The following is a 26,456-nucleotide window of genomic DNA, read 5'->3' as shown; positions in this document are numbered from 1 at the left end:
TGAACGGACTCGGACGTGGCCTGAATGAACAGGCCACGTCCGAGTATAGATGGTTGGGGTTCGCGGCTAGGAACCGACGTGCTGTCGGAACCGGGCAATGGCGCTGAACTCATCGACCTTGAGGCTCGCGCCTCCGATGAGTGCACCGTCGACGTCAGGCTCGCGCATGAAGCCGGCGATGTTGTCCGACTTGACCGAACCGCCGTACAGGATGCGAGTCGCCGCGGCCACTTCCTCGCCGAGCAGCTCTTCGAGCGCGGCGCGGAGCGCGTGAGCGACGGTCTGCGCCTGGTCGGGAGTTGCGGCCTGGCCTGAGCCGATGGCCCAGACGGGCTCATAGGCGACCACGAGGTCCGGGGTGCCTTCGACGCCCTCGAGCGCAGCCTTGAGCTGAGCGACGGGGACGGCGCTTGCGCCGAACTTCTCGAGGTCCTCAGACGTCTCGCCGACGCACAGCACCGGGACAAGCCCGTGCTTGAGCGCAGCCTTGACCTTGCTGCCGACGACCTCATCGGTCTCCGCGTGCAATGTGCGGCGCTCTGAATGCCCGAGGATGACGTACTTGCAGGCGAGAGCGCTCAGGAAAGCACCCGAGATCTCACCCGTGTAGGCACCGGAGTCGTGGGCCGAAACGTCCTGGGCGCCATAGCTCAGCGAGAGCTTGTCGGCGTCCACGAGCGTCTGCACGCTGCGAAGATCGGTGTACGGAGGGAAGACCGCGACCTCGACGTCATCGAAATCGTGCTTCGCATCCTTGAGCGCCCAAGCGAGCTTCTGCGTGAACGCGATGGCCTGGAGGTGGTCCAGGTTCATCTTCCAGTTGCCCGCCATGAGCGGGGTGCGAGTCGTTACCATCCGAGAACCTGCAATCCGGGCAGCTGCTTGCCTTCGAGGAACTCGAGGCTGGCACCGCCACCAGTAGAGATGTGGCCAAATTCGTCATCCGCGAAGCCGAGCGTGCGCACGGCCGCCGCGGAGTCACCGCCGCCGACGACCGAGAGGCCCTCGACATTGGTCAGGGCACCAGCAACGGCGCGAGTTCCTTCCGCGAACGCGGGGAACTCGAACACGCCCATGGGGCCGTTCCAGAACACGGTCTTCGAGTCGCTGATGACCGCGGCGAAGGCCTTGGCCGTCTCGGGTCCGATGTCGAGCCCGATGCCCGAAGCGCCGAACCTGCTGTTCTCGATGCCGTCAGCGGGGACGACCTCGTGCTCCGCGTCCGCCGAGAACGACGCCGCAACAACGACGTCGGTCGGCAGCACGATCGAGACGCCACGCTTCTCTGCGTCCGCGAGGTAGCCGCGCACGGTGTCGAGCTGGTCGGACTCCAGGAGCGAGGCTCCGACTTTATGGCCCTGTGCTGCCAGGAACGTGAACAGCATTCCGCCCCCGATGAGGATCGAGTCGACCCTCGGGAGAAGATGCTCGATGACTCCGAGTTTGTCGGACACCTTCGAGCCGCCGAGCACAACCGCGTACGGCCGTTCCACGGCCGATGTCAGTCGCTCGAGCACCTCGAGCTCGTTCGCCACGAGGAGTCCCGCGGCGCTCGGCACGATCTGCGGTAGGTCGTAGACCGAGGCCTGCTTGCGGTGGACGACGCCGAACCCGTCTGAGACGAAGGCGTCCGCGAAACCGGCAAGCTGCTCAGCGAAGGCACGACGCTCTGCGTCGTCCTTGCTGGTCTCCCCAGGGTTGAACCTGAGGTTCTCGAGCACAACAAGCTGGCCGTCTTCAAGACCGGCAACAAGGCGCTGCGCATCCTCACCGACGGTGTCGGCGGCAAGCGGGGCATCGATCTCGAGGAGCTCGCCGAGACGTGAAGCCGCCGGGGCGAGCGAGTACTGCGGTTCTGGTGCCCCCTTGGGCCGACCAAGGTGCGAGATCACAATGACCTGCGCACCCTGGTCGAGGAGGAGGCGGAGCGTGCCGAGGGAGGCGCGAATCCGACCATCGTCGGTGATCGCGCCCTCCTTCAGCGGCACGTTCAAGTCGCAGCGGACGATGACCTTTTTTCCCGTGAGGGAGCCAAGGCTCTCGATTGTGCGAAGCGCCATGTTGGCGATCCTTCCTCTTGTGCCGAAGTGGTTAGAGCTTGCTTGCGACGTACTCGGTCAGGTCGACGAGGCGGACCGTGTAGCCCCACTCGTTGTCGTACCAGGACGACAGCTTGACCTGGTTGCCGATGACCTTCGTGAGCGGCGCATCAAAGATCGAGGAGTGGTTCTCTCCGACGATGTCGCGCGAGACGATGTCTTCCTCGTTGTACATGAGGAGGCCCTTGAACTCGCCCTCTGCGGCTTCCTTGTACGCGGCGTTGACCTCCTCGACGGTCACTGGCGTCTTGGAGACGACGGTGAGGTCGGTGATCGAGCCGGTCTCAGTGGGGACGCGGAGTGCGAAGCCGTCCAGCTTGCCCGCCAGCTCAGGAAGAACGAGGCCGATGGCCTTCGCTGCACCCGTCGAGGTGGGGATGATGCTGAGTGCTGCTGCGCGGGCGCGACGGAGGTCCTTGTGGGGGCCGTCCTGCAGGTTCTGGTCGGACGTGTAGGCGTGAATCGTGGTCATGAGGCCAGACTCGATGCCGAACTTGTCGTTGAAAACCTTGACGAGCGGCGCGAGGCAGTTCGTCGTGCACGACGCGTTCGAGATGACGTCGTCATTCTCGGGGTCGTACTCGGTGTGGTTGACGCCGAAGACGAAGGTCGGTGCCGGGCCGGAAGCCGGGGCCGAGAGGATGACCTTCTTGGCGCCTGCGGCGATGTGCGCGCGGGCCTTCTCGGGGTCCGTGAAGTGGCCCGTGCTCTCGATGACGATCTCGACGCCGAGCTCAGCCCAAGGCAGGTTCGCGGGGTCGCGCTCTGCCGTTGCGGTGATCTTGTTGCCGTCGACGTAGATTGCGTCGTCGTCGTACGAGATGTCGTTCTTCAGCTTGCCACCCGTGGAGTCGTACTTGAGGAGGTGTGCAAGCGTCTTGTTGTCAGTGAGGTCGTTGATTGCAACGAGCTCGAGGTTGTTGTCATCCTGCAGCAGTGCGCGTGCGTAGCTGCGTCCGATGCGTCCGAAACCGTTGATGGCGATTTTCGTCACGTGATGCTCCTTTTTCCTGTTGTTTCTCCGATTAGACAGGACTGTGTGGCCACTGGGGCCGGGTGCACCATCGCACCGAGTTCGTGGGAACGGTCCGCGCGGCGAGCCCGTTCAACATCGTCAGCCTAGTCCCATGGGCGGTCGCCGAGGTGACCAAATGGGGAGAGCTGACCCGTGCGGGAATCAGAGCTCGTCGAGGACGGGCAGATTCGACTCCGTGCCGGGGATGCCGCGGTCCGAAGCCTGCTTATCCGCCAGAGCGAGCAGTCGACGGATGCGCCCGGCGACGGCGTCCTTCGTCATGGGCGGATCCGCGTAGCGGCCGAGCTCGTCGAGCGATGCTTCTCGGTGCGCCAGGCGCAGCTGTCCCGCGTACTTGAGGTGGTCGGGGGCTCCCTCGCCGAGGATCTCGAGGGCCCGCTCGACGCGGGTGCACGCGGTGACCGCGGCCTGAGCCGACCGGCGAAGGTTGGCATCGTCGAAGTTCACGAGACGATTCGCTGTCGCCCGGGTCTCGCGACGCTGTCGCAGGCTCTCCCAGCTCTCGACGGTCGCGTGGGCGCCGATGACCGTCAACATGGCGCTGATGGCGTCGCCGTCACGGATGACGACCCGATGGACTCCGCGAACCTCTCGCGCCTTCGACGAGACGCCGAGCCGACCGGCGGCTCCGACGAGGGCCATCGCCGTCTCCGAGTTCGGAGTGATGATGTCTAGGGAAGCGGAGCGGCCCGGATCGGTGAGGGAACCTGCCGCGAGGAACGCTCCACGCCAGACGGCGGTCAGGTCGTCCTGGCTGCCGGTCGTGAGCCGATTCGGGAGGCCGCGGACGGTGCGTCGGCGAGCATCCATGAGCCCGGTCTGTCGCGCGAGCGTCTCGCCGTTCTCGAGCACGCGCAGGAGGTAGCTCTCCCCCGGTCGTGCGCCGGAGCCGGCGACGATGGAGATCTTCGCGCGGACCCCGTAGAGCTCGAGGAGCTCGCGACCGAGTCGGCGGGCGAGCATCTCCGAGTCGAGCTGGGCTTCGACTGCGATGCGCCCCGAGATGAGCTGCAGACCACCCGCGAACCTCAGGAGCGACGCGACCTCGGCAGCACGAGCTTGGGTTGTGGCTGCGCGAGTGCGCAGAAGCTCGTGCTTGACATCGGCGGTGAGCGTCACCGGGGTACCTCCATGGATCAGAGTGAGTGGGCGCGACGAAGCGTCGTCGCGAATGCGAGATGGAACGAGAGTCACTCGCGACCGAGGTCGCGGTGGCGCACGCTGATGATCGTGTCATCGCGTTCGCGCAGCAGACTCGCAATGCGCTCGGTCATGGCGACCGAACGGTGCTTGCCGCCGGTGCATCCGACGGCGAGCGTGACGTGCCGCTTGTTCTCTCGCTCGTAACCCCGCAGGACGGGGTCAAGCATCTCAATGTAGTGGGTCAGGAACTCGTCTGCACCTTCTTGGTCGAAGACGTAGTCGGAAACGCGCTTGTCTCGGCCGTTGAAGGCGCGGAGTTCTGGCTCCCAGAAGGGGTTGGGGAGGAAGCGCATGTCGACGACAAGGTCGGCATCCGTTGGGATCCCGTACTTGAAGCCGAAGCTCTGAACCGTGACGGCGACCTTGTTCTGGTCTGCTTCGCCGAAGCGCTTCACGATGCGGGTTACGAGCTGGTGCCCGTTGAGCTCCGAAGTATCGATCACGATGTCGCTCGCCTCGCGGATCTCCTGAAGGCGGCTGCGCTCGCGCGCGATGCCGTCGAGGATCGTCCCGTTGCCCTGCAACGGGTGCGGGCGGCGTACGGCCTCGAAGCGCCGCACAAGCGTTCCGTCCGTGGCGTCCAGGAAGAGCACGTCGACTTCGTGTGTCTCGCGCAGACCACCGACGAGAGCAGTGAATTCCTCGAGCAGGTGACCGCCGCGCACATCAACCGAGACGGCGAGCTTCGGGAGCGAGTCTCGAGCCTTGCCAGCGACCTCGATGAGGGGCCTGATCATCTGCGGGGGCAGGTTGTCCACCACGAACCAGTCGAGGTCCTCGAACGCCTTGCAAGCTGTCGACCGTCCCGCACCGGACATGCCAGTGACGATCATGATGTGCTGGCGTCCTTCGCCGTCGATCTCCGCCGAACTCATGCGCAGGTCACCTCCCATGGACTAAAACACCAGCCTACATAGCCCGAGCGTGCGTCTCTCACTCTTCCGCCGATTGTTCTCGTGCGAATCGCTCGGAAATAGCCGTTGCCGTGGCCTCGCCGATGCCCTGGACAGCAGTGAGCTCGTCGACGGATGCAGCGCGGAGCCGCTTGACGGAACCGAACTTCTTGAGCAGGGCCGCGACCCTCGTCGGCCCGAGGCCGGGGATGTCCGCCAGCACCGTGTTGATGTCGGCCTTGCGCTTCGTGCGCTGATGCCTGATCGCGAAGCGGTGGGCCTCGTCGCGGAGGCGCTGCACGAGGAAGAGCGCCTCGGAGCCACGCGGAAGGATGACCGGGAAGTCGTCGTCGGGAAGCCAGAGCTCCTCGAGGCGCTTGGCGATGCCGACCACGGCGATACCGCGGACGCCGGATTCCTCCAACGCCCGTTGGGCTGCGTTCACCTGCGGCACGCCGCCGTCGATGAGGAGCAGCTGCGGACGGTAGGCGAATTTGGCGCGCGTCGATTCCTGGCCTGCTGCTTTGGCAGGGTCGGCCGAGAGCGCCGCGTCTTCAACGATCTCTGCGGGTGTTGCGTCGTCGCGCAGATACGCCAGTCTGCGGGTGAGCACCTGGTGGATGGAATCGGTGTCATCGGTCGACGACGCGATGTTGAAACGCCGGTAATGGGACTTACGTGCCAGACCGTCCTCGAACACCACCATCGACCCGACGATGCCGGTTCCCTGCAGGTGCGAGATGTCGTAGCACTCGATGCGGAGCGGGGCTTCGGGGAGCCCGAGCGCGTGCTGCAGCTCGGTCAGCGCATCTGAGCGAGCGACGTAGTCGCTGCTGCGCTTGAGCTTGTACTGCGCGAGCGACCCCATGGCGTTGATCGTCGCGGTCTTGAGCAGCTCGGACTTGGGACCGCGTTGCGCCGTGCGCAGCTTCACCTTGGCCTGCCTGGTGGCCTCGAGCCACTCGGAAAGCGCTTCGGAATCGTCGGGGAGGGCCGGCACGATGATCTCACCTGGCGGGAAGAGGCCCTCCTTGCCGTAAACGCGCTGCATTGTCTGGTCGATGATCGTTCCGAGATCCGTGTCGAGTTCTTTGTCAAGAACCCAGTTGCGTACTCCGCGGATGCGGCCGCCTCGAACCGTGAACTGCTGCACGGAAGCGCTCAACTCGTCCTCGGCGATGCCGAAGAGGTCGAGATCGACGTTGTCCGGCAAGACAACCGCGCTTTTCTCCAGGACGTTCTCAAGCGCGCCGATGCGGTCACGGAGCCTGGCCGCGTCCTCGAACCTCATCTCGCTCGCGGCGAGCTTCATCTCGTCTTGCAGCGTCGTCAGCAGGCTGCGGTCGTAGCTCTCCATGAATCGCACGAACTCGTTGACGATGACGCGGTGCTCTTGGATCGTCACGCGACCGCTGCACGGCCCTCCGCATCGGCCGATCTGACCGGGGAAGCACGGCCGGCCGCTCTGCATGGCTCGCTTGTAGTTCGCGTCGTTGCACGTGCGGATCGGGAACGCCTTGACCATGAGATCGATGGTCTCGTTGACCGCCCACACCTTGGGGTACGGGCCGAAGTAGCGGGCGCCCCGAATGCGACCGTTGCGAGTGACCAGCACGCGAGGGGCTTCGTCCCCGAGCGTGACGGCCATGAACGGGTAGCTCTTGTCGTCCTTGAACTTGACGTTGAACGGCGGGGAGAACTCCTGGATCCAGGTGTATTCGAGCTGCAGCGCCTCGGTTTCGGTGCGCACAACGGTCCACTCGACGCGAGTCGCGGTTGTCACCATGTGGCGCGTGCGCTCGTGGAGTCGTTCGAGTGGCGCGAAGTAGTTGCTCAGCCTCGCGCGGAGGTTCTTCGCCTTGCCGACGTAGAGCACACGTTCATCGTCCCCAAGGAATCTGTAGACACCGGGGGCCGTCGGGATGTCACCCGTCGCGGGGCGGTATGGCAGGACGTTCGCCATCAGCGCGCAGCTGCCTCCCGCTCGAAGATCTCCTTGAGGTACTGACCAGTGTGGCTCTCGGCGAGGCCCGCGATCTTCTCCGGCGTGCCGACTCCGACCACGGTTCCGCCGCCGGAACCGCCTTCTGGCCCTATGTCGATGAGCCAGTCCGCCGACTTGATGACGTCGAGGTTGTGCTCGATGACGATGACGGTGTTGCCCTTGTCGACCAGCCCGCCGAGCACCTTGAGGAGCTTGCGGACATCCTCGAAGTGAAGCCCGGTTGTCGGCTCGTCGAGCACGTAAACGCTACGCCCGTTGGAGCGGCGTTGCAGCTCTGTGGCGAGCTTCACGCGCTGTGCCTCGCCACCCGAGAGCGTCGTCGCCGACTGGCCGAGTCGCACGTAGCCGAGCCCAACCTCCACGAGGGTCGAGAGGTAGCGGTGGATGGCCGTGATGGGCTCGAAGAAGTCCGCGGCCTCGGCGATCGGCATCTGGAGGACCTCTGCGATGTTCTTGCCTTTGTAGTGCACGCTCAGCGTCTCGCGGTTGTACCTCGACCCACCGCACACCTCGCACAGCACGTAGACGTCCGGCAGGAAGTTCATCTCGATCTTGAGCGTGCCATCGCCGGAGCAGGCCTCGCAGCGTCCGCCCTTGACGTTGAAGCTGAAACGGCCGGGCAGGTAGCCGCGGGCCTTCGCTTCGCTTGTCTCGGCGAAGAGCGTGCGGATGCGGTCGAACACACCGGTGTAGGTGGCCGGGTTCGAGCGAGGCGTGCGGCCGATCGGGTTCTGGTCGACGTGGATGACCTTGTCGAGCTGGTCGACGCCCGTGATCCGCGTGTGCTTGCCGGCGACGGCGCGGGCGCCGTTGAGTTTGGCGGCGAGCACGCGGTACAGGATGTCGTTGACCAGCGAGGATTTTCCGGACCCGCTGACTCCAGTGACTGCCGTCAGGATCCCGAGCGGGAAGCTGACCTGCACGTTCTGCAGGTTGTTGGCTCGTGCGCCGACGACGGTGAGCTCGCGCTTCTTGTCGTACTTGCGGCGCTTCTTGGGCGTCTCGATGCCAACCCGTCCAGAAAGGTAGTCACCCGTGATCGACCTGGTGTTCTTCTCGAGGTCGGCGACGGAGCCGCTGTGTACGACCTCTCCCCCGTGCTCGCCTGCTCCGGGACCGATGTCGACGATCCAGTCCGAAGTGCGGATGGTGTCCTCGTCGTGCTCGACGACGATGAGCGTGTTGCCGAGGTCGCGCAGCTTGATGAGCGTCTCGATGAGTCTGCGGTTGTCGCGCTGGTGGAGGCCGATGGAGGGCTCGTCGAGGACGTAGAGCACGCCCGTGAGCCCTGACCCGATCTGCGTCGCGAGGCGGATGCGCTGCGCCTCGCCGCCGGAGAGAGTGCCGGCGGCACGCGCGAGGTCGAGGTAGCTGAGGCCGACTTCGATGAGGAAGTCGAGGCGAGCTCGGATCTCTCGGAGCACCTGTGCCGCGATCTTAGCCTCGCGGTCGGTGAGCTCTACCGTGTTCATGAAGTCGAGGCAGTCGGCGAGGCTCAGCGTTGTCGCGTCTGCGATGGAGCGACCGTGCACCTTGACGGCGAGCACTTCGGGGCGCAGTCGCGCTCCGTTGCACGCGGAGCACGGGATTTCGCGCAGGTACTGCGCCCAGCGCGCGCGTGTGGCGTCGGTCTCAGCCTCGGCGTACTGACGCTCGATGTACGGCATGACGCCCTCGAAGCCTGAGCTGTAGGTCATCTGCCGCCCGAAGCGGTTGCGGTACTTGACCCTGACCTCGTACTCGCGCCCCTCGAGGATCGCTTCGCGAACCTCTTCAGGGAGCTTCTTCCACGGAGTCGTGAGTTTGAACTGGATCTGCTCGGAAAGGCCGAGGAGGAGGCGCTCGTAGTACTGGTAGAGGCTCTTTCCCTGCCCGCTCCACGGGAGGATGACGCCGTCGGCGATCGAGTCGAGGGGGTCGCCGATCAGGAGCTCCCGGTCGACGGACATGCGCGTTCCGAGTCCGTCGCACGTCTGGCAGGCACCGAATGGTGCGTTGAAGGAGAACGTCCTCGGCTCGATTTCGGTGAGCGCGATGGGATGGTTGTTCGGGCACGAGAGCTGCTCGGAGAACGTCGTCCACGCGTCGTCACCGTCCGCATCCACGAAGTTGATCTGCACGAGGCCGTCCGCGAGCCGCAGCGCCGTCTCGAGTGAGTCGGTGAGCCGACCGAGTACGTCGTCTGCCGCCACGAGGCGGTCGACGATCACGGAGATGTCGTGCTTGAAGGATTTCTTGAGCTTCGGCGGGTCGGTGAGTTGCACGCGCTCGCCGTCGACCATCGCTCTGGCGTAGCCCTGACCTGAGAGCGACTGGAACAGGTCGACGAACTCGCCCTTCTTCTGCTGGACGACCGGGGCAAGCACCTGGTATCGGGTGCCCTCTTCGAGTTCCATGAGGTGGTCGGCGATCTGCTGGACCGTCTGTCGCTGGATGACCTCACCGCAGACCGGGCAGTGCGGTACGCCGATTCTGGCCCACAGGAGACGCAGGTAGTCGTAGATCTCCGTGATCGTGCCGACCGTCGAGCGCGGGTTGCGGTTGGTCGATTTCTGGTCGATCGAGACCGCGGGGCTCAGGCCCTCGATGAAGTCGACGTCTGGGCGGTCGACCTGACCGAGGAACTGCCTGGCGTAGGCCGAGAGCGATTCGACGTACCGGCGCTGGCCTTCGGCGAAGATCGTGTCGAACGCGAGCGATGACTTACCTGACCCGGAGAGGCCGGTGAAAACGACAAGGCTGTCACGCGGGATCTCGAGGTCGACGTTCTTGAGGTTGTGCACGCGGGCGCCTTGGACGCGCAGCTGCGAAGAAGGAGGAAGGACGGCCATAGCTCTTTCGGGTTCTCTATTCGTGTGGATGCTCTGTGTGCCCGGCGTGGGTGGGCGGCCGTGGTCAGCCCTTGGTGACGTGCCCGGCACGTTCCATGGTCCGCAGGTCCTGCTTCAAGGCCGAGAGCTCGTCTCGGAGGCGTGCCGCGAGCTCGAACTTGAGCTCGGAGGCGGCGTCGAGCATCTGAGCGTTGAGATCCGAGATCATGTTCTCGAGCTCCCTTGCGCCGGATGCGGCGAGTCCCTCGCGCTTGAGTTTAGGTGTCGTCTGACGCTTGTTGTCGCCCTTGCCCCTGGCCGCGAGGAGCTTCTCGGTGTCCTGGCCCTCGCGCATGAGCGACTCGGTGATGTCGGCGATCTTCTTGCGCAGCGGAGTCGGGTCGATGCCGTGCTCCTTGTTGTAGGCAAGCTGACGGTCGCGGCGCCTGTCGGTCTCTTCGATGGCCTTTGCCATGCTGTCGGTGATGCGGTCGGCGTACATGTGTACCTCGCCCGTCACGTTTCTGGCGGCACGTCCGATCGTCTGGATGAGGGAGGTGCTCGAACGGAGGAAGCCTTCCTTGTCTGCATCCAGGATCGCGACCAGAGAGACCTCTGGGAGGTCGAGGCCCTCCCTCAGGAGGTTGATGCCGACCAGGACGTCGTAGATGCCCGCCCGCAGCTCGGAGAGCAGCTCGACACGTCGAAGCGTGTCAACGTCCGCGTGCAGGTAGCGGACGCGGACGCCGTTCTCCCCGAGGAAGTCGGTGAGCTCCTCGGCCATCTTCTTGGTGAGCGTCGTGACGAGGACTCGCTCGTCGCGATCGGCCCGCACGCGGATCTCTTCGAGCAGGTCGTCGATCTGGCCCTTGGACGGCTTGACGACGATCTGTGGGTCAACGAGTCCCGTTGGTCGGATGATCTGCTCGACGAATCCGTCCGCCTGAGCGAGCTCGTACTTGCCGGGCGTGGCTGAGAGGTAGACGGTCTGGCCGACGCGGTCGCTGAACTCGTCCCAGCGCAGCGGCCGGTTGTCGAGGGCGCTCGGGAGGCGGAAGCCGTGGTCGACGAGCGTGCGCTTCCGTGACGCGTCTCCCTCGTACATCGCCCCGATCTGGGGGACGGTGACGTGCGATTCGTCGATGACGGTGATGAAGTCGTCCGGGAAGTAGTCGATGAGGCAGTGCGGAGCCTCGCCAGGCGCGCGGCCGTCCATGTGGCGCGAGTAGTTCTCGATCCCCGAGCAGAAGCCGATCTGCTCCATCATCTCGAGATCGAAGGACGTGCGCATGCGCAGGCGCTGGGCTTCGAGCAGCTTCTGCTCGCGCTCGAAGACGCTGAGGCGGTCGTCGAGCTCGTCGCGGATCTGGCCCATCGCTCGCTGCATGGCGTCGGCGCCCGCCACGTAGTGCGAGCCAGGGAACACGCTCACGGAGTCCATTGAACGGACAACGTCGCCGGTCAGCGGGTTCAGGGCGGTGAGCGCCTCGATCTCGTCGCCGAACATCTCGATGCGGATCGCGAGCTCCTCGTACACCGGGATGATCTCAATGGTGTCACCGCGCACGCGAAAGGTTCCGCGCTGGAAGGCGACGTCGTTGCGCTGGTACTGCATCGTCACGAATCGCCTGAGCAGCTCCTGCCTCGGGATGCGGTCGCCGACGTGCATGGCCAGCATGGAGTTGAAGTATTCTTCTGGTTTTCCGAGGCCGTAAATGCAGGAGACCGTCGACACGACGATGACGTCGCGGCGGCTCAGGAGTGAGTTGGTCGTCGAGTGTCGGAGCCTCTCGACTTCCTCGTTGACCGAGCTGTCCTTCTCGATGAAGGTGTCGGTCTGCGGTACATAGGCCTCTGGCTGGTAGTAGTCGTAGTACGACACGAAGTACTCGACCGCGTTGTTGGGCATGAGCTCGCGGAACTCCGTGGCGAGCTGCGCGGCCAGCGTCTTGTTGTGCGCGAGCACGAGCGCCGGGCGCTGGAGCTTCTCAATGAGCCAGGCGGTTGTGGCCGATTTGCCGGTTCCCGTGGCGCCCAGCAGCACGACGTCCGGTTCGCCCGCGTTGATGCGGCTCGCAAGCTCCTCGATGGCCTTCGGCTGGTCGCCACTCGGCGTGTACTCGCTGACGACTTCGAAGGGACGGACGCTGCGTGTTGCTTGCATAGAACAAGTGTACGTGGCGATGGCGACATTTCGGGGCCTCCCTGATGCGCTCTACGCGATCATGGAGGCCCCGGTGTGCCGTCGGCGCGGCTTAGTTCTCGCTCGAGAGCACGCCCTGCGTGTTCTCGAGGTGAGCTCGGATGAACCACTGGAACTTCTCGAGCTCGGAGACCTGACCGATGACGAGGTCCTGGGTCACGAGGTCGAGGTCGTCGAGCTTCTTGATGGCCTCGCGGTGGTCGGTGATGACCCCCACATACACGTGGTCGAGCGCCTCGAGGTGCTGGCGCGTGCCAGCCCTGAACACGTCGTAGTCTCCCCATGTCCGGGCCTCGACGAGCGCTCCGGGCAGCCCGTTCGGTGGGACGCCCAGCGTTGCCATGCGCTCCGCGACCTCGTCCGCGTATCCACGGACGAGCTCGATCTGCGGGTCGAGCATCTCGTGGACGCTGATGAAGTCGCGCCCGATGACGTTCCAGTGCGCGTGCTTCAGCGTGAGGTGGAGGTCGTTGAGCGCGTGCAGGCGGAGCTGGAGGAGCTCTCCGATCTCGTGGCCCTTGTCGAGCGAGAGCCCGGGGACCGTGTATTCGCCGTTCTCGGTCTGCTGGCCTGAGGCTGTCGTGGTCATGTCAGTCCTCTCTTGGGAGCGCGTGCCGCGACTCCCGATCAGTGGATCCCATGCGTATCGGGGGGAGTTCAACCTTGTCAGCCAGGTCTGAACGTTTGGTCGGAACGTGGGCGGGATTGCGAAGGCGCGGCCGTAGACTGCCCGGATGCGCGCCGAACGGTCTGATGGCTCCGAGCACGCTGCTCGCGCAGCCCCCGCGCCGCGCTACGGTGTCCTCGCCGATACGATTCCTATCGACCACGAGATCGAGATCCGCAGGTCCCGGTTCATCTGCCGCCTCCAGCGCGTGGAGGACGAGGCGGAGGCGAGGGACGTCATCGCGGGGCGCCGGACCGCACACCGCCTCGCGCGCCATCACTGCAGTGCGTTTGTGCTCGGGGCCGGGCGGACGGTCCAGCGTTCCAACGACGACGGCGAGCCTGCTGGCACCGCCGGTACGCCCATGCTCGAGGCTGTGGTGCTCCACGAGCGCGACGGCGTGGGAGCAGCGGATGTGAGCGACGTGGTCGCAGTCGTCACGAGGTACTTCGGCGGTGTCCTGCTCGGGGCCGGAGGTCTTGCGCGCGCATACTCCGAGTCGGTCTCATCGACCCTGCAGCTCGCGCGTCTGGTGACTCGCGAGGCACGGGCCGTGTTCGGTCTCGACGCGCCACACGCGACGGCGGGGCGATGGGAGAACGAACTCCGCGCGCGAGGGATCCTCGTATCAGGGGCGGACTATGTCGGCACCTCGGCCATGCTCAGTCTGGCGGTGCCTGATTCGGTGGACGCCAGAGCGCGCCTGTACTCGGAGGTCGCCGCCGTCACCGCGGGTCAGGGGTCGCTTGTCGAGCTCGGCACCGAGTGGGTCGACCTCGCCTGAGCTCCCCGATTCCGTAGGCCAGCTGCGTCGTCGCCTCGGCGTGTGCCGACGCTCCAGCCTGTGCCGACGCTCCAGTCTGTGCCGGTCAGACGCCGTAGGTCTGCGTCTCCGGCGCCCGGAGTGCTGCCCCGGCGAGTCGACGCCACTCCCCGTCGACCTGCTCGAGCGTCTCGTCAAGCGGGGCGCTCGTGTCGATCAGCACGTCGGCGATGCGTCGCCGCTCTTCGTCGCTTGCCTGCGACGCGATGCGAGCCTTGGCCTCCGCCAGCGACATGCCACGGCCCTCGACGAGTCGTTCCTCGCGGACCGCGGCTGGCGCATCCGCGACCCAGATCTCCTCGTAGTCGTAGTTGCTCTTCGACTCGACCAGGAGGGGGATGACGTGCACAACCAGGGCCGTGGGGTCGTCGGCGAGCACCTCGTCGAGCCGCTCTCCGGTGAGGCGACGCACCTCGGGATGCACGATGTCGTTCAACGCGCCCCGGGCCTCCTCATCGCCGAAGACCAGCGCGCCGAGCGCGGGACGATCGAGCGTGCCGTCGGCGAGCAGCAGGTGCTCCCCGAATCGCGCGGCGATCTGTCTGAGCGCGGGCGAGCCGACGGCGACGGCCTCCCTCGCGAAGACGTCGGCGTCGAGGATCACACCGCCGAGCTCGGCCAGGCGCTTCGCGATGGTCGTCTTGCCGGAGCCGATCCCCCCGGTCAGAGCGATGGTGACCATGATGTGCCGTCCTCTCGTCTGCGGATGCCGCGCCAGCTCCGGCATCTTGGTTGAGGCCAACGCTACTGCGCGGAGGCCGTGAGCGCCCTGCGGCATTCCGACCCGCCTTGGTGCTTCCCGCGTGCCAGACTGAGACGCAGGAGGCACTAGACACATGCTTGAAATTCTGACCGGCCTGGGGCTCGCGACGGCGAGTGGCCTGAACGCGTTCATCCCCCTGCTGGGCATCGGGCTTCTCGCCCGCTTCACGGACCTCATCGCGCTCCCCGCCGGCTGGGCCTGGCTGAGCAACGACTGGGTTCTCATCATCTTCGGCCTACTGCTGGTGCTCGAGCTTGTCGCCGACAAGATCCCGGCCCTCGACCACGTCAATGACTGGATACAGACGGTCATCCGCCCGACCTCCGGTGGCATCGTCTTCGGCGCAGGCACGGCGAGCTCCACCGCGGCGATCCAGGATCCCGCGTCCTTCTTCACGAGCAACGCCTGGGTGCCAGTGGTCATCGGCATCGGCGTCGCCCTCCTGACACATCTCACGAAGAGCAGCACGCGCGCCGCAGCGAATGTGGTGACTGCAGGCGCCGCCGCTCCCGTGCTGAGTGTGGGCGAGGATGCCATCAGTGTTGGGCTGCTCTTCTCGGCGATCCTCGTGCCGTTGTTCGTGTTGGTCATGCTCGCGATGCTCGGCGTCCTCGCGTGGTTCCTCTTCAGGAGCTTCAAGCGGGTGAGGGATGCCAGAGCCGCCAGGGGGAAGTCCGCCGCTCCCCCGGTGCCGCCAGCCCCGGGCTTCACCGCCTGACTTCACACCAGCGCTCGTTCAGGCGCAGCAACGCCCGGTCGCATCTGCGACCGGGCGTTGCTCTTTCTTCTCATCTCTCTACGAGTCTCTCCACGAACGACCGAAGGCCGGCCCCAGAACTGGGACCGGCCTTCGGTGCAGTGATGCTGCTGGGAACTAGTTCCCTGCGAGCTTCTCGCGAAGGGCTGCAAGCGACTCGTCGTCGGCAAGCGTTCCTGCGCCAGCTGCTTCGCTCGTGAACGAGTTCGAGGAGCTCGACGGCGCGACGGCGCTGACGTTCTGCTCGATCTCGGCTGCCGAGGCGACCTGCTTCTTGTGCGCTTCCCAGCGAGTCTGGGCGAGAGCGTACTCCTGCTCCCAAGCTTCGCGCTGAGCGTCGAAGCCTTCCTTCCACTCGTTGGTCTCGGGGTCGAAGCCCTCGGGGTACGTGTAGTTCCCCTCGGCGTCGTACTCGGAAACCATGCCGTAGAGCGCGGCATCGAACTCGGTGCCCTCGGGGTCGACGCCATCGTTCGCCTGCTTGAGCGAGAGCGAGATGCGGCGGCGGTCGAGATCGATGTCGATGATCTTGACGAACAGCTCCTGGCCAACCGACACGACCTGCTCGGCGAGCTCGACGTGACCGCTCGAGAGCTCCGAGATGTGCACGAGGCCCTCGATGCCGTCTGCGACGCGAACGAACGCGCCGAACGGAACCAGCTTCGTGACCTTGCCCGGTGCGATCTGTCCGATGGCGTGCGTGCGTGCAAGCACCTGCCACGGGTCTTCCTGCGTTGCCTTCAGCGAGAGCGAGACACGCTCGCGGTCGAGGTCGACCTCAAGGATCTCGACGGTGACCTCCTGGCCAACTTCGACAACCTCGGAAGCGTGCTCGATGTGCTTCCAGCTGAGCTCGGAGACGTGCACGAGGCCGTCAACGCCGCCCAGGTCGACGAACGCACCGAAGTTGACGATCGAGGAGACCACACCCTTGCGGACCTGGCCCTTCTGGAGGTTGTTGAGGAAGTTCGAGCGAGTCTCGGACTGCGTCTGCTCGAGGAGCGCGCGGCGCGAGAGCACGACGTTGTTGCGGTTCTTGTCGAGCTCGAGGACCTTGGCTTCGAGTTCCTGACCGAGGTACGGCGTGAGGTCGCGCACGCGGCGGAGCTCGATGAGCGAAGCCGGGAGGAAGCCGCGGAGGCCGATGTCAACGATGAGACCGCCCTTGACGACCTCGATGACGGTGCCGGTGACGACGCCGTCTTCTTCCTTGATCTTCTCCACGTCGCCCCAAGCACGCTCGTACTGAGCACGCTTCTTGGACAGGATCAGACGGCCTTCCTTGTCCTCCTTCTGGAGAACGAGGGCCTCAACGGTGTCGCCGACCTGAACGACCTCGGTGGGGTCGACGTCGTGCTTGATCGAAAGCTCGCGCGAGGGGATGACACCCTCGGTCTTGTAACCGACGTCGAGGAGGACCTCGTCGCGGTCGATGCGAACGACGGTGCCCTCGATGAGGTCCCCGTCGTTGAAGAACTTCAGCGTCTCTTCGACCGCGGCAAGAAAGTCCTCAGCAGATCCGATGTCGTTGATGGCGACCTGCTTGGTTGCCTTTTCGGTCGTGGTGGTGGTCATGTAGGTAATGCTCCAGGTGGGCTATAAGTCGGCCCGGATGCGCCGCTCGAGGCAAGAAGCCAAGGGCAACGGGGTTCATCCGGGAATACGGATACGTGCACACAGAAAAGTGCTCTGTCAGCCTAGTCGGCCACCCCAAGCGAGGGCAAGTGCCGCGCGCGGGGAGTTCCCCCGTGTTTCGAGGCGAGTCGCACGCTGGGGCCCGAGAACATAGCTTGCGGCCGGGTCAGGAAACTGCCGAGGGCTCCACGTCCGTGCCGTCCTCGTTCATGAGCTGTGACCTGATCAGGAACCGCTTGCCTTCCGGAGCCTCGAGCGAGAACCCGGAGCCTCGGCCAGGCACGATGTCGACGGTGAGGCGCGTGTGTCGCCAGTAGTTGAACTGCTCCCGCGACATCCAGAAGTCGACGTGGCCCGCATCCGGGATATCAGCCGTACCCAGAAGCACGTCGGCGTCACCCGTGAGGAAGTCTCCGGCCGGGTAGCACATGGGCGATGAACCGTCGCAGCATCCGCCGGACTGGTGGAACATGAGGGGTCCGTGGCGTCGCCCGAGCGAGGAGATCATGTCGACCGCCTCCCCGGTGAAGGAGACCCTGGAGAAAGTCTCTCCCTCGATGGCAGGCGTCGAGGCGAGGTGAGCTGCCTGACCGAGCTTGTCAACGTCATTGCGCACTTCGCTGTGCATAGGATCACCTGCGGATTCTGTCGTGGCTGTTGGAGTCGTGATCGATGCACGGCAAGGAGCCGTGCCTGCGGCGAGCGTACGCCGGGCGCCCGAGGAGTCGGTGAGTACTCGGATGCCCGGCGGGCTCAGGGAATCAGAAGAAGCCGAGCTTGTCCTCGCTGTAGCTCACGAGCAGGTTCTTCGTCTGCTGGTAGTGGTCGAGCATCATGAGGTGGTTCTCGCGGCCGATGCCGGATGACTTGTAGCCACCGAATGCGGAGTGCGCCGGGTACGCGTGGTACTGGTTGACCCAGACGCGACCGGCCTGGATGTCTCGACCCGCGCGGTAGGCAGTGTTGCCCATCCTCGACCAGACGCCCGCGCCGAGACCGTACAGGGTGTCGTTGGCGATCGAGATGGCGTCGTCGTAGTCGGAGAACTTCGTGACTGCGACAACCGGGCCGAAGATCTCCTCCTGGAAGATGCGCATGCTGTTCTGCCCCTCGAAGATCGTGGGCTGCACGTAGTAGCCGCCCGCGAGGTCGCCATCGAGCTCGGCGCGCGCGCCTCCGATGCGCACCTTAGCGCCCTCCTGCCGACCGATCTCGAGGTAGCTGAGGATCTTCTCGAGCTGGTCGTTCGAGGCCTGCGCCCCGACCTGGGTGTCGGTGTCGAGCGGGTTGCCCTGCACGATCTTGCGCGTGCGCTCCGTCACGTCCTCGAGGAATCGGTCGTAGATCGAGTCCTGGATGAGGGCACGCGACGGGCACGTGCAGACCTCGCCCTGGTTGAGCGCGAAGAGGGTGAAGCCCTCCTGGGCCTTGTCGTAAAAGGCGTCGTCTCGGAGCGCGATGTCCTCGAAGAAGATGTTCGGGCTCTTGCCCCCGAGCTCGAGCGTCACGGGGATGATGTTCTGCGAGGCGTACTGCATGATGAGGCGCCCCGTGGTGGTCTCCCCCGTGAAGGCGATCTTGCGGATCCGCGAGTTCGACGCGAGGGGCTTGCCCGCTTCGGCGCCGAACCCGTTGACGATGTTCACGACGCCTGGCGGGAGCAGGTCGCCGATGAGCTCGAACAGCACGAGGATCGAGGTCGGCGTCTGCTCGGCCGGCTTCAGTACGATCGCGTTGCCCGCGGCGAGTGCTGGGGCGAGCTTCCAGACGGCCATGAGGATCGGGAAGTTCCAGGGGATGATCTGTCCGACCACGCCGAGCGGCTCGTGGAAGTGGTACGAGGTCGTGTTCTCGTCGAGTTGGCTGAGCGTGCCCTCCTGGGCCCTGATCGCCCCGGCGAAGTAGCGGAAATGGTCGATGGCGAGTGGGATATCGGCCGCGAGGCATTCGCGGATCGGCTTGCCGTTGTCCCAGGTCTCCGCGACCGCGATGTACTCGAGGTTCTCCTCGATGCGGTCCGCGATCTTGTTCAGGATGATCGCGCGCTCGGCGGGGCTCGTCTTCCCCCAAGCCGGGGCCGCGGCGTGGGCCGCGTCCAGAGCGGCTTCGATGTCCTCAGCCGTCCCCCTTGCAACCTCGGTGAATGGCTGCCCGGTCACCGGGGTGATGTTCTCGAAGTACTCGCCCTTCACGGGCGGCACCCACTGGCCGCCGATGTAGTGCTCGTAGCGGGGCTTGAACGAGACAAGAGCCCCGTCGGTGCCTGGCTTCGCGTAAACAGTCATGAGGACTCCCTTGTCCTAGGTGCGCAGCGTCACCGCGCTGCGCGAGTGAACTCTTCCCTCGAAGCGTAGGAGCGGCGACGTTGCATCTACGTTGCAGGGGCCAGCTGGCCGGCGAGCTCGCCTCAGGAGTCGAGCGACTCGAGTGCCTCGATCCGTGCGACGAACCTCGAGCGCGCCGGCGAGTGGGGCGGGAGCACGGCGAGCGCCGTGCGAAATGCCTCTGTATCCTGCGCGACCTCTGGCAGGTCGAGGTACGCGAGCAAGGTCGGCGTGTCTGCGGTGCCGAGCACCTGGTCGCGGAGGGTCGCAGAGATCTCGGCGCGCAGCTCCCGGATGCCCGGAGCATCGGACGCGGGGAGGAGCTCGCCGCGGTAGGCGGAGACGGCCGAAGCCACGTCGCCGGTTGCGAGCAGCCGGAGCACCTCTGTTGCGTCGCTGCTGACTCCCTGGACGACCCGGTAGGGGCGAGGGGCAAGGTCGAGGCCACGTTCGGCGAGGAGCGGCCTGAGTCTGGCCAGCTCTGCCCTGAGCGTGACCTCCTTGGCGCTCTCCCCGTAGACGCGGAGCGAGAGTTCGCCAGCGGTGAGTCCGGACGGGCGCGCGGCGAGCAGCGTCAGGATCTCTCCGTGCCGCCCGCTCAGCTCGAGCGTGGCGGAGCCCCGAGTGGAGAGGCGGGCGCGCTGAACGCCGAGCGAGCTGACCCGCCCAGCGGCGGCGTCGACCGGCGAGGACGGCGATGGCGATGCGACGCCGGAACGGTTCTGGTGCCCCGCGAGGAGCAGGGCGAGGTGCATCTCAGCTTCCGAGGCGGCTACCGCGGCGCGCATGAGGGCGAGTGAATGCGGACCTACGGCACGCTCGTCGCCCGTCAGGTCGATGGCGCCGACGGCGACACCCGAGATCGGGTCGTGAATCGGCACGGCCGTGCAGCTCAGCAGCTGAACGGCAGGGGCGAAGTGCTCCGCGCCGGCGATCTGCACGCCGCGGCCGGACACGAGGGCCGTACCTGGCGCGCTCGTGCCGACGGCGGCCTCAGACCAGTCCGCGCCTGCCACGAAGTCCATGTGCTCCGCGCGACGCAACGTCGCGCTGTCACCGCGCACCCACAGGAGCCGCCCCTGCTCATTGGTGATCGCGACGATGAGGCCGGTGTCCCTCGCCGGCTCCACGAGCAGGCGATCAAGCACCGGAAGGACGTGCTGGAGGGGGCTGCGCTCTCTCGCCGCCGAGAGCGGCTCGAACTGATCGAGGTCGCGGGCCTTCGCGTTTGCCGGGCTGCCGAGGTGCTGCAGCGACCTGAGCCAGGAATCCCGGACGACACTGCGGAGCCCGGCAACCGCCGAGCGCAGGTCGACTCCCCCACCCCTGCCTCCGTCGGCATCGATGAGGGAATGAGCGGATGCCGCGGCAGCCTGATCGGACCCTGCCGAATCGCCACTCTGCGGGTGCACCTTGCGGCCTCCTCGGATTCGCGGCAGCGAGTGCATCCATGCACTCGCTGCCGCGAGCCTAGGCCAGCCAGCCTGAAAGAGGACAGACCACAGGTGTGCGCCTCGCTCTCGGAGACCGACAGCTCGAGGCGCCGGATCAGTCGGTGCTCAGCACCTCGCGAAGCGTGTCGAGACCGAGGCCACCGAGGTCGAGCGCACGCGAGTGCCACGCCTTGAGGTCAAAGTCGTCGCCGCCGCGCCGCTCGGCGTCCGCGCGAAGGTCTTCCCAGATGCGCTGCCCGATCTTGTACGAGGGGGCCTGGCCCGGCCAGCCGAAGTAGCGGTTGACCTCGAACTTCACGAAGCCGTCTGGCATGTTCACATGCTGGCGGAGGAAGGCGAGCGCGTACTCGTAGTCCCAGACCTTGTCGCCCTCCGGAACGGTCTTGCCCAAGTGGACGCCGATGTCGAGGACAACGCGTGCCGCTCGCATCCGCTGCCCGTCGAGCATGCCCAGCCTGTCTGCTGGCTCGTCGAGGTAGCCGAGCTGCTCCATGAGGCGTTCGGCGTAGAGCGCCCAACCCTCTCCGTGGCCTGAGGTCCAGTTGTTGCGCCGCCAGGCGTTCAACTGGTCGCGGTTGAGCGTTGCGCGCGCGATCTGCAGGTGGTGGCCCGGGACGCCCTCGTGGTAAACGGTCGTGAGCTCACGCCACGTGTCGAACTGCGTGACACCCGGCGTGACCGACCACCACATGCGGCCCGGCCTCGAGAAGTCCTCTGACGGGCCCGTGTAATAGATGCCGCCCTCTTCCGTCGGGGCGATCATGCACTCGAGGCGTCGCATCTGCTCCGGGATGTCGAAGTGGCTCTCGGCGAGCTCGGCAACCGCGCGGTCGCTGGTCTCCTGCATCCACGCCTTGAGCGCAGGCTTGCCGTGCAGCTTGCGTGCCGGGTCGAGCTCGAGGTGGGCGATGGCCTCGGCGACCGTCGCGCCCGGGAGGATCTCGTTTGCGATCGCCTCCTGCTCGGCCTTCATGCGGGCGAGCTCGGCGAGACCCCACTCGTAGGTCTCGTCGAGGTCGACCGCCGCGCCGAGGAATCCGCGCGAGGCGAGGGCGTAGTGCTCGCGCCCGACGCCGTCGGTCTCGCTTGCTGCCGGCAGCAGCTCGTCGTCGAGGAAGGTCGTGAACGCACCATAGGCCGCCGAGGCAAGCTGCGCGCCGCGGCGCAGCCGCTCACGGAGCTCCTGCGAGACCTCGCCGTGCGTCGGTGTCGACTCCGCGAGCTGCTCGAAGAAGTTCCCGGCCGCGGCGTACTCGCCCGTCTGGACCGCGACCTCGCGCACCTGTCGCTTGGCGGGGACGACGCCGGCCATGATGCCGGCGCCGAGGCGCTCCGTGTACCCCTCGACAGCTGCTGGAAGGTTCTCGAGGCGTCGAGCGATGTCCTCGAAGTCGGTCACGGTCTCGCGGGCCATGAGGTCGAACACCATGCGGATGTCCTGGGCAGGAGATGCGATGTTGGAGAGTTCTCGAAGGTGCAGCCTGGCGTCGATCATCTCGACCTCGAGGCCGAGGCTGCGCCGAAGCTCGAGGGCCGTCACGCGATCGACCTCGTCGGCCTCTTCCAGCGTGTCGAGCTTCGCGAGGACCTCGACGATCGCGGCGCGCTTGCGGGGCGCCGCCGCTGACGAGTAGTCGCCGTACTCGGACTTGTCGCCCTCGACGCCGAGCTCAACCCGCCGCTCGGGTGAGAGCTCGATCTCGGTGGAGACCCAGGCCTCCGCGAGCCGGTCGATGTCGGTCTGCGGTCGCGTCTGACCGGTGTTCTGGGGAAGTGGAGCGGAAGTCGTCATCCCCCAAGCCTATGCTCGCCCCTCGGCAAGCACGCTGAACGGCGAACGGCGAACAGCGAACAGCGAACAGCTGAGGGGCGAGGGCGAGGCGCGTCCGGCGCGGCTAGTGACCGGCCTCGTCCCAGTTCGGACCGCGGCCGATCTGGACCTCTAGCGGCACCGTGAGGTCGGCGGCGCCGGCCATCTCCTCGCGGACGATGGCCTCCATCGCCTCGCCCTCGCCCTCCGCGACCTCGAACACGAGCTCGTCGTGGACCTGGAGGAGCATCCGCGATGCAAGCTTCTCGTTGCGGATACGGTCCTCGATCGAGTTCATCGCGCGCTTGATGATGTCAGCCGCCGACCCCTGGATGGGCGAGTTGAGCGCCTGTCGCTCGGCATTCTCTCTGGCGATCCGATTCGTCGAGTGCAGGTCTGGGAACGGGCGCCTGCGACCGAAGATCGTCTCCGTGTAGCCGTCCTCCTTGGCCTGGAGCACGACGTTGCGCAGGTAGTCGCGGACGTTCCCGAAGCGCTCGAAGTAGTCGATCATGAGCTTCTTAGCCTCGGCGACGTCGATCTGCAGCTGCTTCGAGAGGCCGAAGGCCGAGAGGCCGTACGCAAGGCCGTACGACATGGCCTTCACCTTCGAGCGCATCGCGGGCGTCACATCAGCGGGGTCCACGCCGAAGACGCGGGAACCGACGAAGCGGTGGAGGTCCTCCCCCGCGTTGAACGCCTCGATCAGGGCAGCGTCGCCGGAGAGGTGCGCCATGATGCGCATCTCGATCTGGGAGTAGTCGGCCGTAAGCAGCGACTCGAATTCGGGCCCGTGAACAAACGCGCGACGGATGCGCCTGCCCTCCTCAGAGCGGATGGGAATGTTCTGCAGGTTGGGGTCGTTCGAGGAGAGGCGACCCGTCGCCGAGCCGATCTGGTGGTAGCTCGTGTGGATGCGGGAGCCGTCATCGATGGCTTTGAGCAGGCCCTCCATGATCTGACGGAGCTTCACCGCGTCGCGGTGCTTGCGGAGGGCACCGAGGAACGGGTGCGGGCTGTTGCGTTCGAGGTCGGCGAGCGACTCGGCGTCGGTCGAGAAGCCCGTCTTCGTCTTGCGAGTCTTCGGCATCTCGAGGGTCTCGAACAGCACAACCTGCAACTGCTTCGGCGAGCCGAGGTTGATCTCGGTACCGCCGATGGCGTCGAAGGCCTCCTGCTCGTAGGTGCGGATGCGCTCGGAGAGGTCGTCGGCGAGGCCCTGCAGGAACTCCCGATCGATGGCAACGCCCTGGAGCTCCATGCTCGACAGCGTGGAGAGCAGTGGCGTCTCGATCGACGTGAACACGTCGAGGGTGCCTGGTTCGAGCATGCCGAGCGCAGCCGTGGTCGCGCGCTGGGTGTACCAGGCGTCACTCGCGGCGAGCGACGACTCGTCGCCGATCTGCAGCTGGTTCGGGTCGACCTCAGGGAGCTGTTCGTCGAGGCGCATCTGCACGAGCTCGGCGAGGCGCTTCGGCGCGTTCTGGGGGCGGTACAGCCAGCCGGCGAGCTGGCCGTCCTTCACCTGTCCGCCAACCTCGAGCCCGGCAACCGTCAGCGCCTTGAGCTGGGGCTTGGCGTCGAACATGAGCTTCGGGGCATCGCTCGCAAGCCACGCCTCGAAGGGGGCGTAGTCGACTCGGTCCGGGATCCAGCGGAGCTCCGTGGCCTCCGCGGCTGTTGAGACTCCGACGGCGAGGACGCCGCCCTCTGGACCGTGCTGCACCGTGAGACCGAGACCCTCCGGGGTTGCGGCGACGGCCTTCTCCAGCCACTGCTCGAGCTCCTCGTCGAGCAGCTCCGGGCGAACCGGGGCCGCGACGATCTCTGCTGGTGCGAGGTCATCGCCTGCCTCGTCGGCGAGCTTGAGCACGCGGTCCTGCAGGGTGCGGAACTGGAGCTTCGTGAAGATCTCGCGCACCGCATCCGCATCGATGGAGCCGCGACCCAACTGGGCTGGCGCGACCGGCAGCTCGACGTCGTCGATGAGGCGGTTGAGCTTGCGGTTCCTGACGGCGTTCTCCCGGTGCTCACGGAACGACTCGCCGACCTTGCCGCCGATCTCGTCGGCGTGGTCGAGGATGCCCTGCAGCGAGCCGTACTGGGCGAGCCACTTGGCCGCCGTCTTCTCGCCGACCTTCGGGACGCCTGGCAGGTTGTCGCTCTTCTCGCCGACAAGTGCGGCCACATCCGGGTACTGCTCGGGGCGAACGCTGTAACGCTCCTCGACCTTCGCCGGGTCGTAGCGAGTGAGCTTCGTCACGCCCTGCGTGGACGGGTAGAGCAGCGTGACGTCGTCGGTGACGAGCTGGATCGAGTCGCGGTCGCCGGAGACGACAAGCACCTTGAAGCCCTGCTCGCGCCCCTGGCGCGCAAGCGTGGCGAGGATGTCGTCTGCCTCGAAGTCCTCCTTCACGACGGTCGTGATGCCCATCGCGTGCAGGGCGTCGCGAAGCAACGGGACCTGACCCTTGAACTCGACGGGGGTCGCATCGCGGCCCGCCTTGTATTCCGGATACTCGCGGGTGCGGAAGGAGCTGCGCGAGATGTCGAATGCCACCGCGATGTGGCTCGGATTCTCGTTCTGCAGCAGGTTGAGGAGCATCGAGACGAAGCCATGAATGGCGTTCGTGTGCTGCCCCTCGGCGTTCACGAAACTGTCGACCGGCAGGGCGAAGAACGCCCTGAAGGCAAGCGAGTGGCCGTCGATGACCATGAGGGTAGGCTGATTTTGCGCTGACACACGGTCAGCCTACTTGCCGCCCCAGACACTGCGCCGATGCGCGCGTGTTGTGGGGCGTTCTTCGAGGAGGAAGCGTGATGACACCCCTGGAAACACCGCCGTCGACGGTCAACGGTCTCGCGATCCCCGACCAGCACGAAGTGACCTACGGGCGCGGCTTCGGCGCGCTCGCCGAGCGCATGGGCATCCTCTGCGTCGAGCTGAGTCCAGAACGCTCCGTGGCCGTCATGCCGGTTGAGGGGAACACGCAGCCCATCGGCCTGCTGCACGGTGGCGCATACTGCGTGCTCGGTGAATCCCTGGGCTCCATGGCTGCCAACGTGCACGCCGGCCCCGGGCGCTTCGCGGTCGGCATCGACATCAACGCGACCCACACTGGATCCGCCGTGAGCGGCTGGGTCACGGGCGAGTGCACGGCCATCCACCTCGGAGGGTCGATGACGGTTCACGAGATCGTCATCACCGACGAGAGCGGGAAACGCTGCTCGACCGTGCGCATCACGAACCTCATTCGGACTGCCAAGTAATTCGAGGCAGGGCCGAAGAAGCCCTCACCGCGACAACGCGGTGAGGGCTTCTGTTGATTGGGGCCCGGCTACTTCTTGGCCGAGAGCTGCTGGATGACCGCCTGCGCGACCTCCTGCATCGTCAGGCGGCGGTCCATCGAGGCCTTCTGGATCCAACGGAACGCCTCCGGCTCGCTGAGGCCCATCTTCTGGGTGAGGAGGCCCTTCGCGCGGTCGACCTGCTTGCGCGTCTCGAACCGCTCGTTGAGATCGGAGATCTCGGCCTCGAGCGCGATGAGCTGCGCGTGGCGTGCCAGTGCGATCTCGATCGCGGGAAGCAGGTCGTTCTGCGTGAACGGCTTCACGACGTAGGCGAGGGCGCCTGCCTCGGTCGCGCGCTCGACCAGTTCCTTCTGGCTGAAAGCGGTGAGGAGCACAACCGGGGCGATGCTGTCCTTCGACAGCTGCTCGGCTGCGGAGATGCCGTCGAGCTGCGGCATCTTGACATCCATGATGACGAGGTCGGGGCGAAGTTCCTTCGCGAGGGCGACCGCGGTCTCCCCGTCGCCGGCCTCTCCGACCACGTCGAAGCCGTTGTCGCGGAGGATCTCCACGATGTCGAGCCGGATGAGCGACTCGTCTTCAGCGACGACTACACGGCGCGGGGCTTGAGAGGTTTCCTGTTCAGTCACGTAGTGAGCTTACGATACTGTGTCCGAGGTAAA

At 65.9% G+C, this 26,456-nt stretch carries 20 protein-coding genes; 3 read left to right on the top strand and 17 right to left on the bottom strand.

Translation table 11 applies throughout. The features are described from left to right. Positions 1-66: 66 nt before the first annotated feature. The 9 genes from tpiA to C5B85_RS03860 form a co-directional block, all read right to left on the bottom strand. On the bottom strand, positions 67-855 hold the full coding sequence (gene tpiA / locus C5B85_RS03900) for a triose-phosphate isomerase (protein WP_104284696.1): 789 nt from the start codon (positions 853-855) through the stop codon (positions 67-69). Then, positions 849-2,060: a phosphoglycerate kinase gene (locus C5B85_RS03895; protein ID WP_104284695.1), complete on the bottom strand. Its 1,212-nt coding sequence runs from the start codon at positions 2,058-2,060 to the stop codon at positions 849-851. The genes tpiA and C5B85_RS03895 overlap by 7 nt, the downstream gene beginning before the upstream one ends. 31 nt (positions 2,061-2,091) lie before the next feature. Next, positions 2,092-3,093, bottom strand: coding sequence for a type I glyceraldehyde-3-phosphate dehydrogenase (gap, locus tag C5B85_RS03890; protein ID WP_104284694.1), 1,002 nt, complete (start codon positions 3,091-3,093; stop codon positions 2,092-2,094). Between the two features lie 183 nt (positions 3,094-3,276). Next, a complete protein-coding gene (gene whiA / locus C5B85_RS03885; protein WP_068481866.1) occupies positions 3,277-4,254 on the bottom strand; it encodes a DNA-binding protein WhiA in 978 nt (325 codons plus the stop codon). 71 nt (positions 4,255-4,325) lie between these two features. Further along, entirely contained in the window at positions 4,326-5,213 is an 888-nt protein-coding gene (rapZ, locus tag C5B85_RS03880; RefSeq protein WP_068481863.1) for an RNase adapter RapZ, read from the bottom strand. 58 nt (positions 5,214-5,271) lie between these two features. Then, on the bottom strand, positions 5,272-7,194 hold the full coding sequence (gene uvrC, locus C5B85_RS03875; RefSeq protein WP_104284693.1) for an excinuclease ABC subunit UvrC: 1,923 nt from the start codon (positions 7,192-7,194) through the stop codon (positions 5,272-5,274). Next, positions 7,194-10,067 (bottom strand): excinuclease ABC subunit UvrA, encoded by a 2,874-nt coding sequence (gene uvrA / locus C5B85_RS03870; RefSeq protein ID WP_104284692.1) that lies wholly within the window; start codon positions 10,065-10,067, stop codon positions 7,194-7,196. Before uvrA ends, uvrC begins: the two co-directional genes overlap by 1 nt. 64 nt (positions 10,068-10,131) lie before the next feature. After that, positions 10,132-12,210, bottom strand: coding sequence for an excinuclease ABC subunit UvrB (uvrB, locus tag C5B85_RS03865; RefSeq protein WP_104284691.1), 2,079 nt, complete (start codon positions 12,208-12,210; stop codon positions 10,132-10,134). Positions 12,211-12,301: 91 nt separating this feature from the next. After that, the gene (locus C5B85_RS03860) at positions 12,302-12,838 is read right to left on the bottom strand and encodes a Dps family protein (protein ID WP_104284690.1); all 537 of its coding nucleotides are present in this window, start codon (positions 12,836-12,838) and stop codon (positions 12,302-12,304) included. Positions 12,839-12,983: 145 nt separating this feature from the next. Between C5B85_RS03860 and C5B85_RS03855 the strand changes: the two genes are divergently transcribed. Then, a complete protein-coding gene (locus tag C5B85_RS03855; RefSeq protein ID WP_104284689.1) occupies positions 12,984-13,700 on the top strand; it encodes a YigZ family protein in 717 nt (238 codons plus the stop codon). Between the two features lie 85 nt (positions 13,701-13,785). Here C5B85_RS03855 and coaE read toward each other — a convergent pair whose 3' ends face one another. Next, positions 13,786-14,421 carry a dephospho-CoA kinase gene (gene coaE / locus C5B85_RS03850; RefSeq protein WP_104284688.1) on the bottom strand — a complete coding sequence of 212 codons (636 nt, stop codon included), beginning with the start codon at positions 14,419-14,421 and terminating at the stop codon, positions 13,786-13,788. 154 nt (positions 14,422-14,575) lie between these two features. Here coaE and C5B85_RS03845 point away from each other — a divergent pair, with 154 nt between their 5' ends. Next, on the top strand, positions 14,576-15,220 hold the full coding sequence (locus tag C5B85_RS03845; protein ID WP_104284687.1) for a DUF4126 domain-containing protein: 645 nt from the start codon (positions 14,576-14,578) through the stop codon (positions 15,218-15,220). Positions 15,221-15,376: 156 nt separating this feature from the next. On the opposite strand, the gene rpsA is transcribed toward C5B85_RS03845, so the two are convergent. The 6 genes from rpsA to polA all read right to left on the bottom strand — a co-directional run bounded on the left by rpsA (position 15,377) and on the right by polA (position 25,198). Then, on the bottom strand, positions 15,377-16,834 hold the full coding sequence (rpsA, locus tag C5B85_RS03840; protein WP_068494003.1) for a 30S ribosomal protein S1: 1,458 nt from the start codon (positions 16,832-16,834) through the stop codon (positions 15,377-15,379). Between the two features lie 226 nt (positions 16,835-17,060). Further along, entirely contained in the window at positions 17,061-17,453 is a 393-nt protein-coding gene (locus C5B85_RS03835; protein WP_374953078.1) for a DUF779 domain-containing protein, read from the bottom strand. Positions 17,454-17,655: 202 nt separating this feature from the next. Further along, positions 17,656-19,179 (bottom strand): aldehyde dehydrogenase family protein, encoded by a 1,524-nt coding sequence (locus C5B85_RS03830; RefSeq protein WP_104284685.1) that lies wholly within the window; start codon positions 19,177-19,179, stop codon positions 17,656-17,658. Between the two features lie 122 nt (positions 19,180-19,301). After that, on the bottom strand, positions 19,302-20,630 hold the full coding sequence (locus C5B85_RS03825; protein WP_181064258.1) for a GAF domain-containing protein: 1,329 nt from the start codon (positions 20,628-20,630) through the stop codon (positions 19,302-19,304). Between the two features lie 136 nt (positions 20,631-20,766). Further along, complete coding sequence (locus tag C5B85_RS03820; RefSeq protein ID WP_104284683.1) at positions 20,767-22,464, bottom strand: DUF885 domain-containing protein; 1,698 nt, start codon at positions 22,462-22,464, stop codon at positions 20,767-20,769. 103 nt (positions 22,465-22,567) lie between these two features. Then, positions 22,568-25,198 carry a DNA polymerase I gene (gene polA, locus C5B85_RS03815; protein ID WP_104284682.1) on the bottom strand — a complete coding sequence of 877 codons (2,631 nt, stop codon included), beginning with the start codon at positions 25,196-25,198 and terminating at the stop codon, positions 22,568-22,570. A 104-nt stretch (positions 25,199-25,302) separates the two neighbouring features. Between polA and C5B85_RS03810 the strand changes: the two genes are divergently transcribed. Then, positions 25,303-25,752: a PaaI family thioesterase gene (locus C5B85_RS03810; protein ID WP_104284681.1), complete on the top strand. Its 450-nt coding sequence runs from the start codon at positions 25,303-25,305 to the stop codon at positions 25,750-25,752. A 68-nt stretch (positions 25,753-25,820) separates the two neighbouring features. Here the strand turns inward: C5B85_RS03810 and C5B85_RS03805 are convergent, their stop codons facing one another. After that, positions 25,821-26,423 carry an ANTAR domain-containing response regulator gene (locus C5B85_RS03805; protein ID WP_104241240.1) on the bottom strand — a complete coding sequence of 201 codons (603 nt, stop codon included), beginning with the start codon at positions 26,421-26,423 and terminating at the stop codon, positions 25,821-25,823. Positions 26,424-26,456 lie beyond the last annotated feature (33 nt).

This window comes from Pseudoclavibacter sp. AY1F1 (assembly GCF_002931075.1).
Lineage (GTDB): Bacteria > Actinomycetota > Actinomycetes > Actinomycetales > Microbacteriaceae > Pseudoclavibacter.
This window is presented reverse-complemented; position numbering and strand designations above follow the sequence as displayed.

Bases quoted from the DNA above. Each gene is read 5' to 3' on its own strand.
- tpiA (WP_104284696.1), bottom strand. From the start codon at position 855: ATGGTAACGACTCGCACCCCGCTCATGGCGGGCAACTGGAAGATGAAC.
- C5B85_RS03895 (WP_104284695.1), bottom strand. From the start codon at position 2,060: ATGGCGCTTCGCACAATCGAGAGCCTTGGCTCCCTCACGGGAAAAAAG.
- rapZ (WP_068481863.1), bottom strand. From the start codon at position 5,213: ATGAGTTCGGCGGAGATCGACGGCGAAGGACGCCAGCACATCATGATC.
- uvrC (WP_104284693.1), bottom strand. From the start codon at position 7,194: ATGGCGAACGTCCTGCCATACCGCCCCGCGACGGGTGACATCCCGACG.
- uvrA (WP_104284692.1), bottom strand. From the start codon at position 10,067: ATGGCCGTCCTTCCTCCTTCTTCGCAGCTGCGCGTCCAAGGCGCCCGC.
- uvrB (WP_104284691.1), bottom strand. From the start codon at position 12,210: ATGCAAGCAACACGCAGCGTCCGTCCCTTCGAAGTCGTCAGCGAGTAC.
- C5B85_RS03860 (WP_104284690.1), bottom strand. From the start codon at position 12,838: ATGACCACGACAGCCTCAGGCCAGCAGACCGAGAACGGCGAATACACG.
- C5B85_RS03855 (WP_104284689.1), top strand. From the start codon at position 12,984: ATGCGCGCCGAACGGTCTGATGGCTCCGAGCACGCTGCTCGCGCAGCC.
- coaE (WP_104284688.1), bottom strand. From the start codon at position 14,421: ATGGTCACCATCGCTCTGACCGGGGGGATCGGCTCCGGCAAGACGACC.
- C5B85_RS03845 (WP_104284687.1), top strand. From the start codon at position 14,576: ATGCTTGAAATTCTGACCGGCCTGGGGCTCGCGACGGCGAGTGGCCTG.
- rpsA (WP_068494003.1), bottom strand. From the start codon at position 16,834: ATGACCACCACCACGACCGAAAAGGCAACCAAGCAGGTCGCCATCAAC.
- C5B85_RS03830 (WP_104284685.1), bottom strand. From the start codon at position 19,179: ATGACTGTTTACGCGAAGCCAGGCACCGACGGGGCTCTTGTCTCGTTC.
- C5B85_RS03820 (WP_104284683.1), bottom strand. From the start codon at position 22,464: ATGACGACTTCCGCTCCACTTCCCCAGAACACCGGTCAGACGCGACCG.
- polA (WP_104284682.1), bottom strand. From the start codon at position 25,198: ATGGTCATCGACGGCCACTCGCTTGCCTTCAGGGCGTTCTTCGCCCTG.
- C5B85_RS03810 (WP_104284681.1), top strand. From the start codon at position 25,303: ATGACACCCCTGGAAACACCGCCGTCGACGGTCAACGGTCTCGCGATC.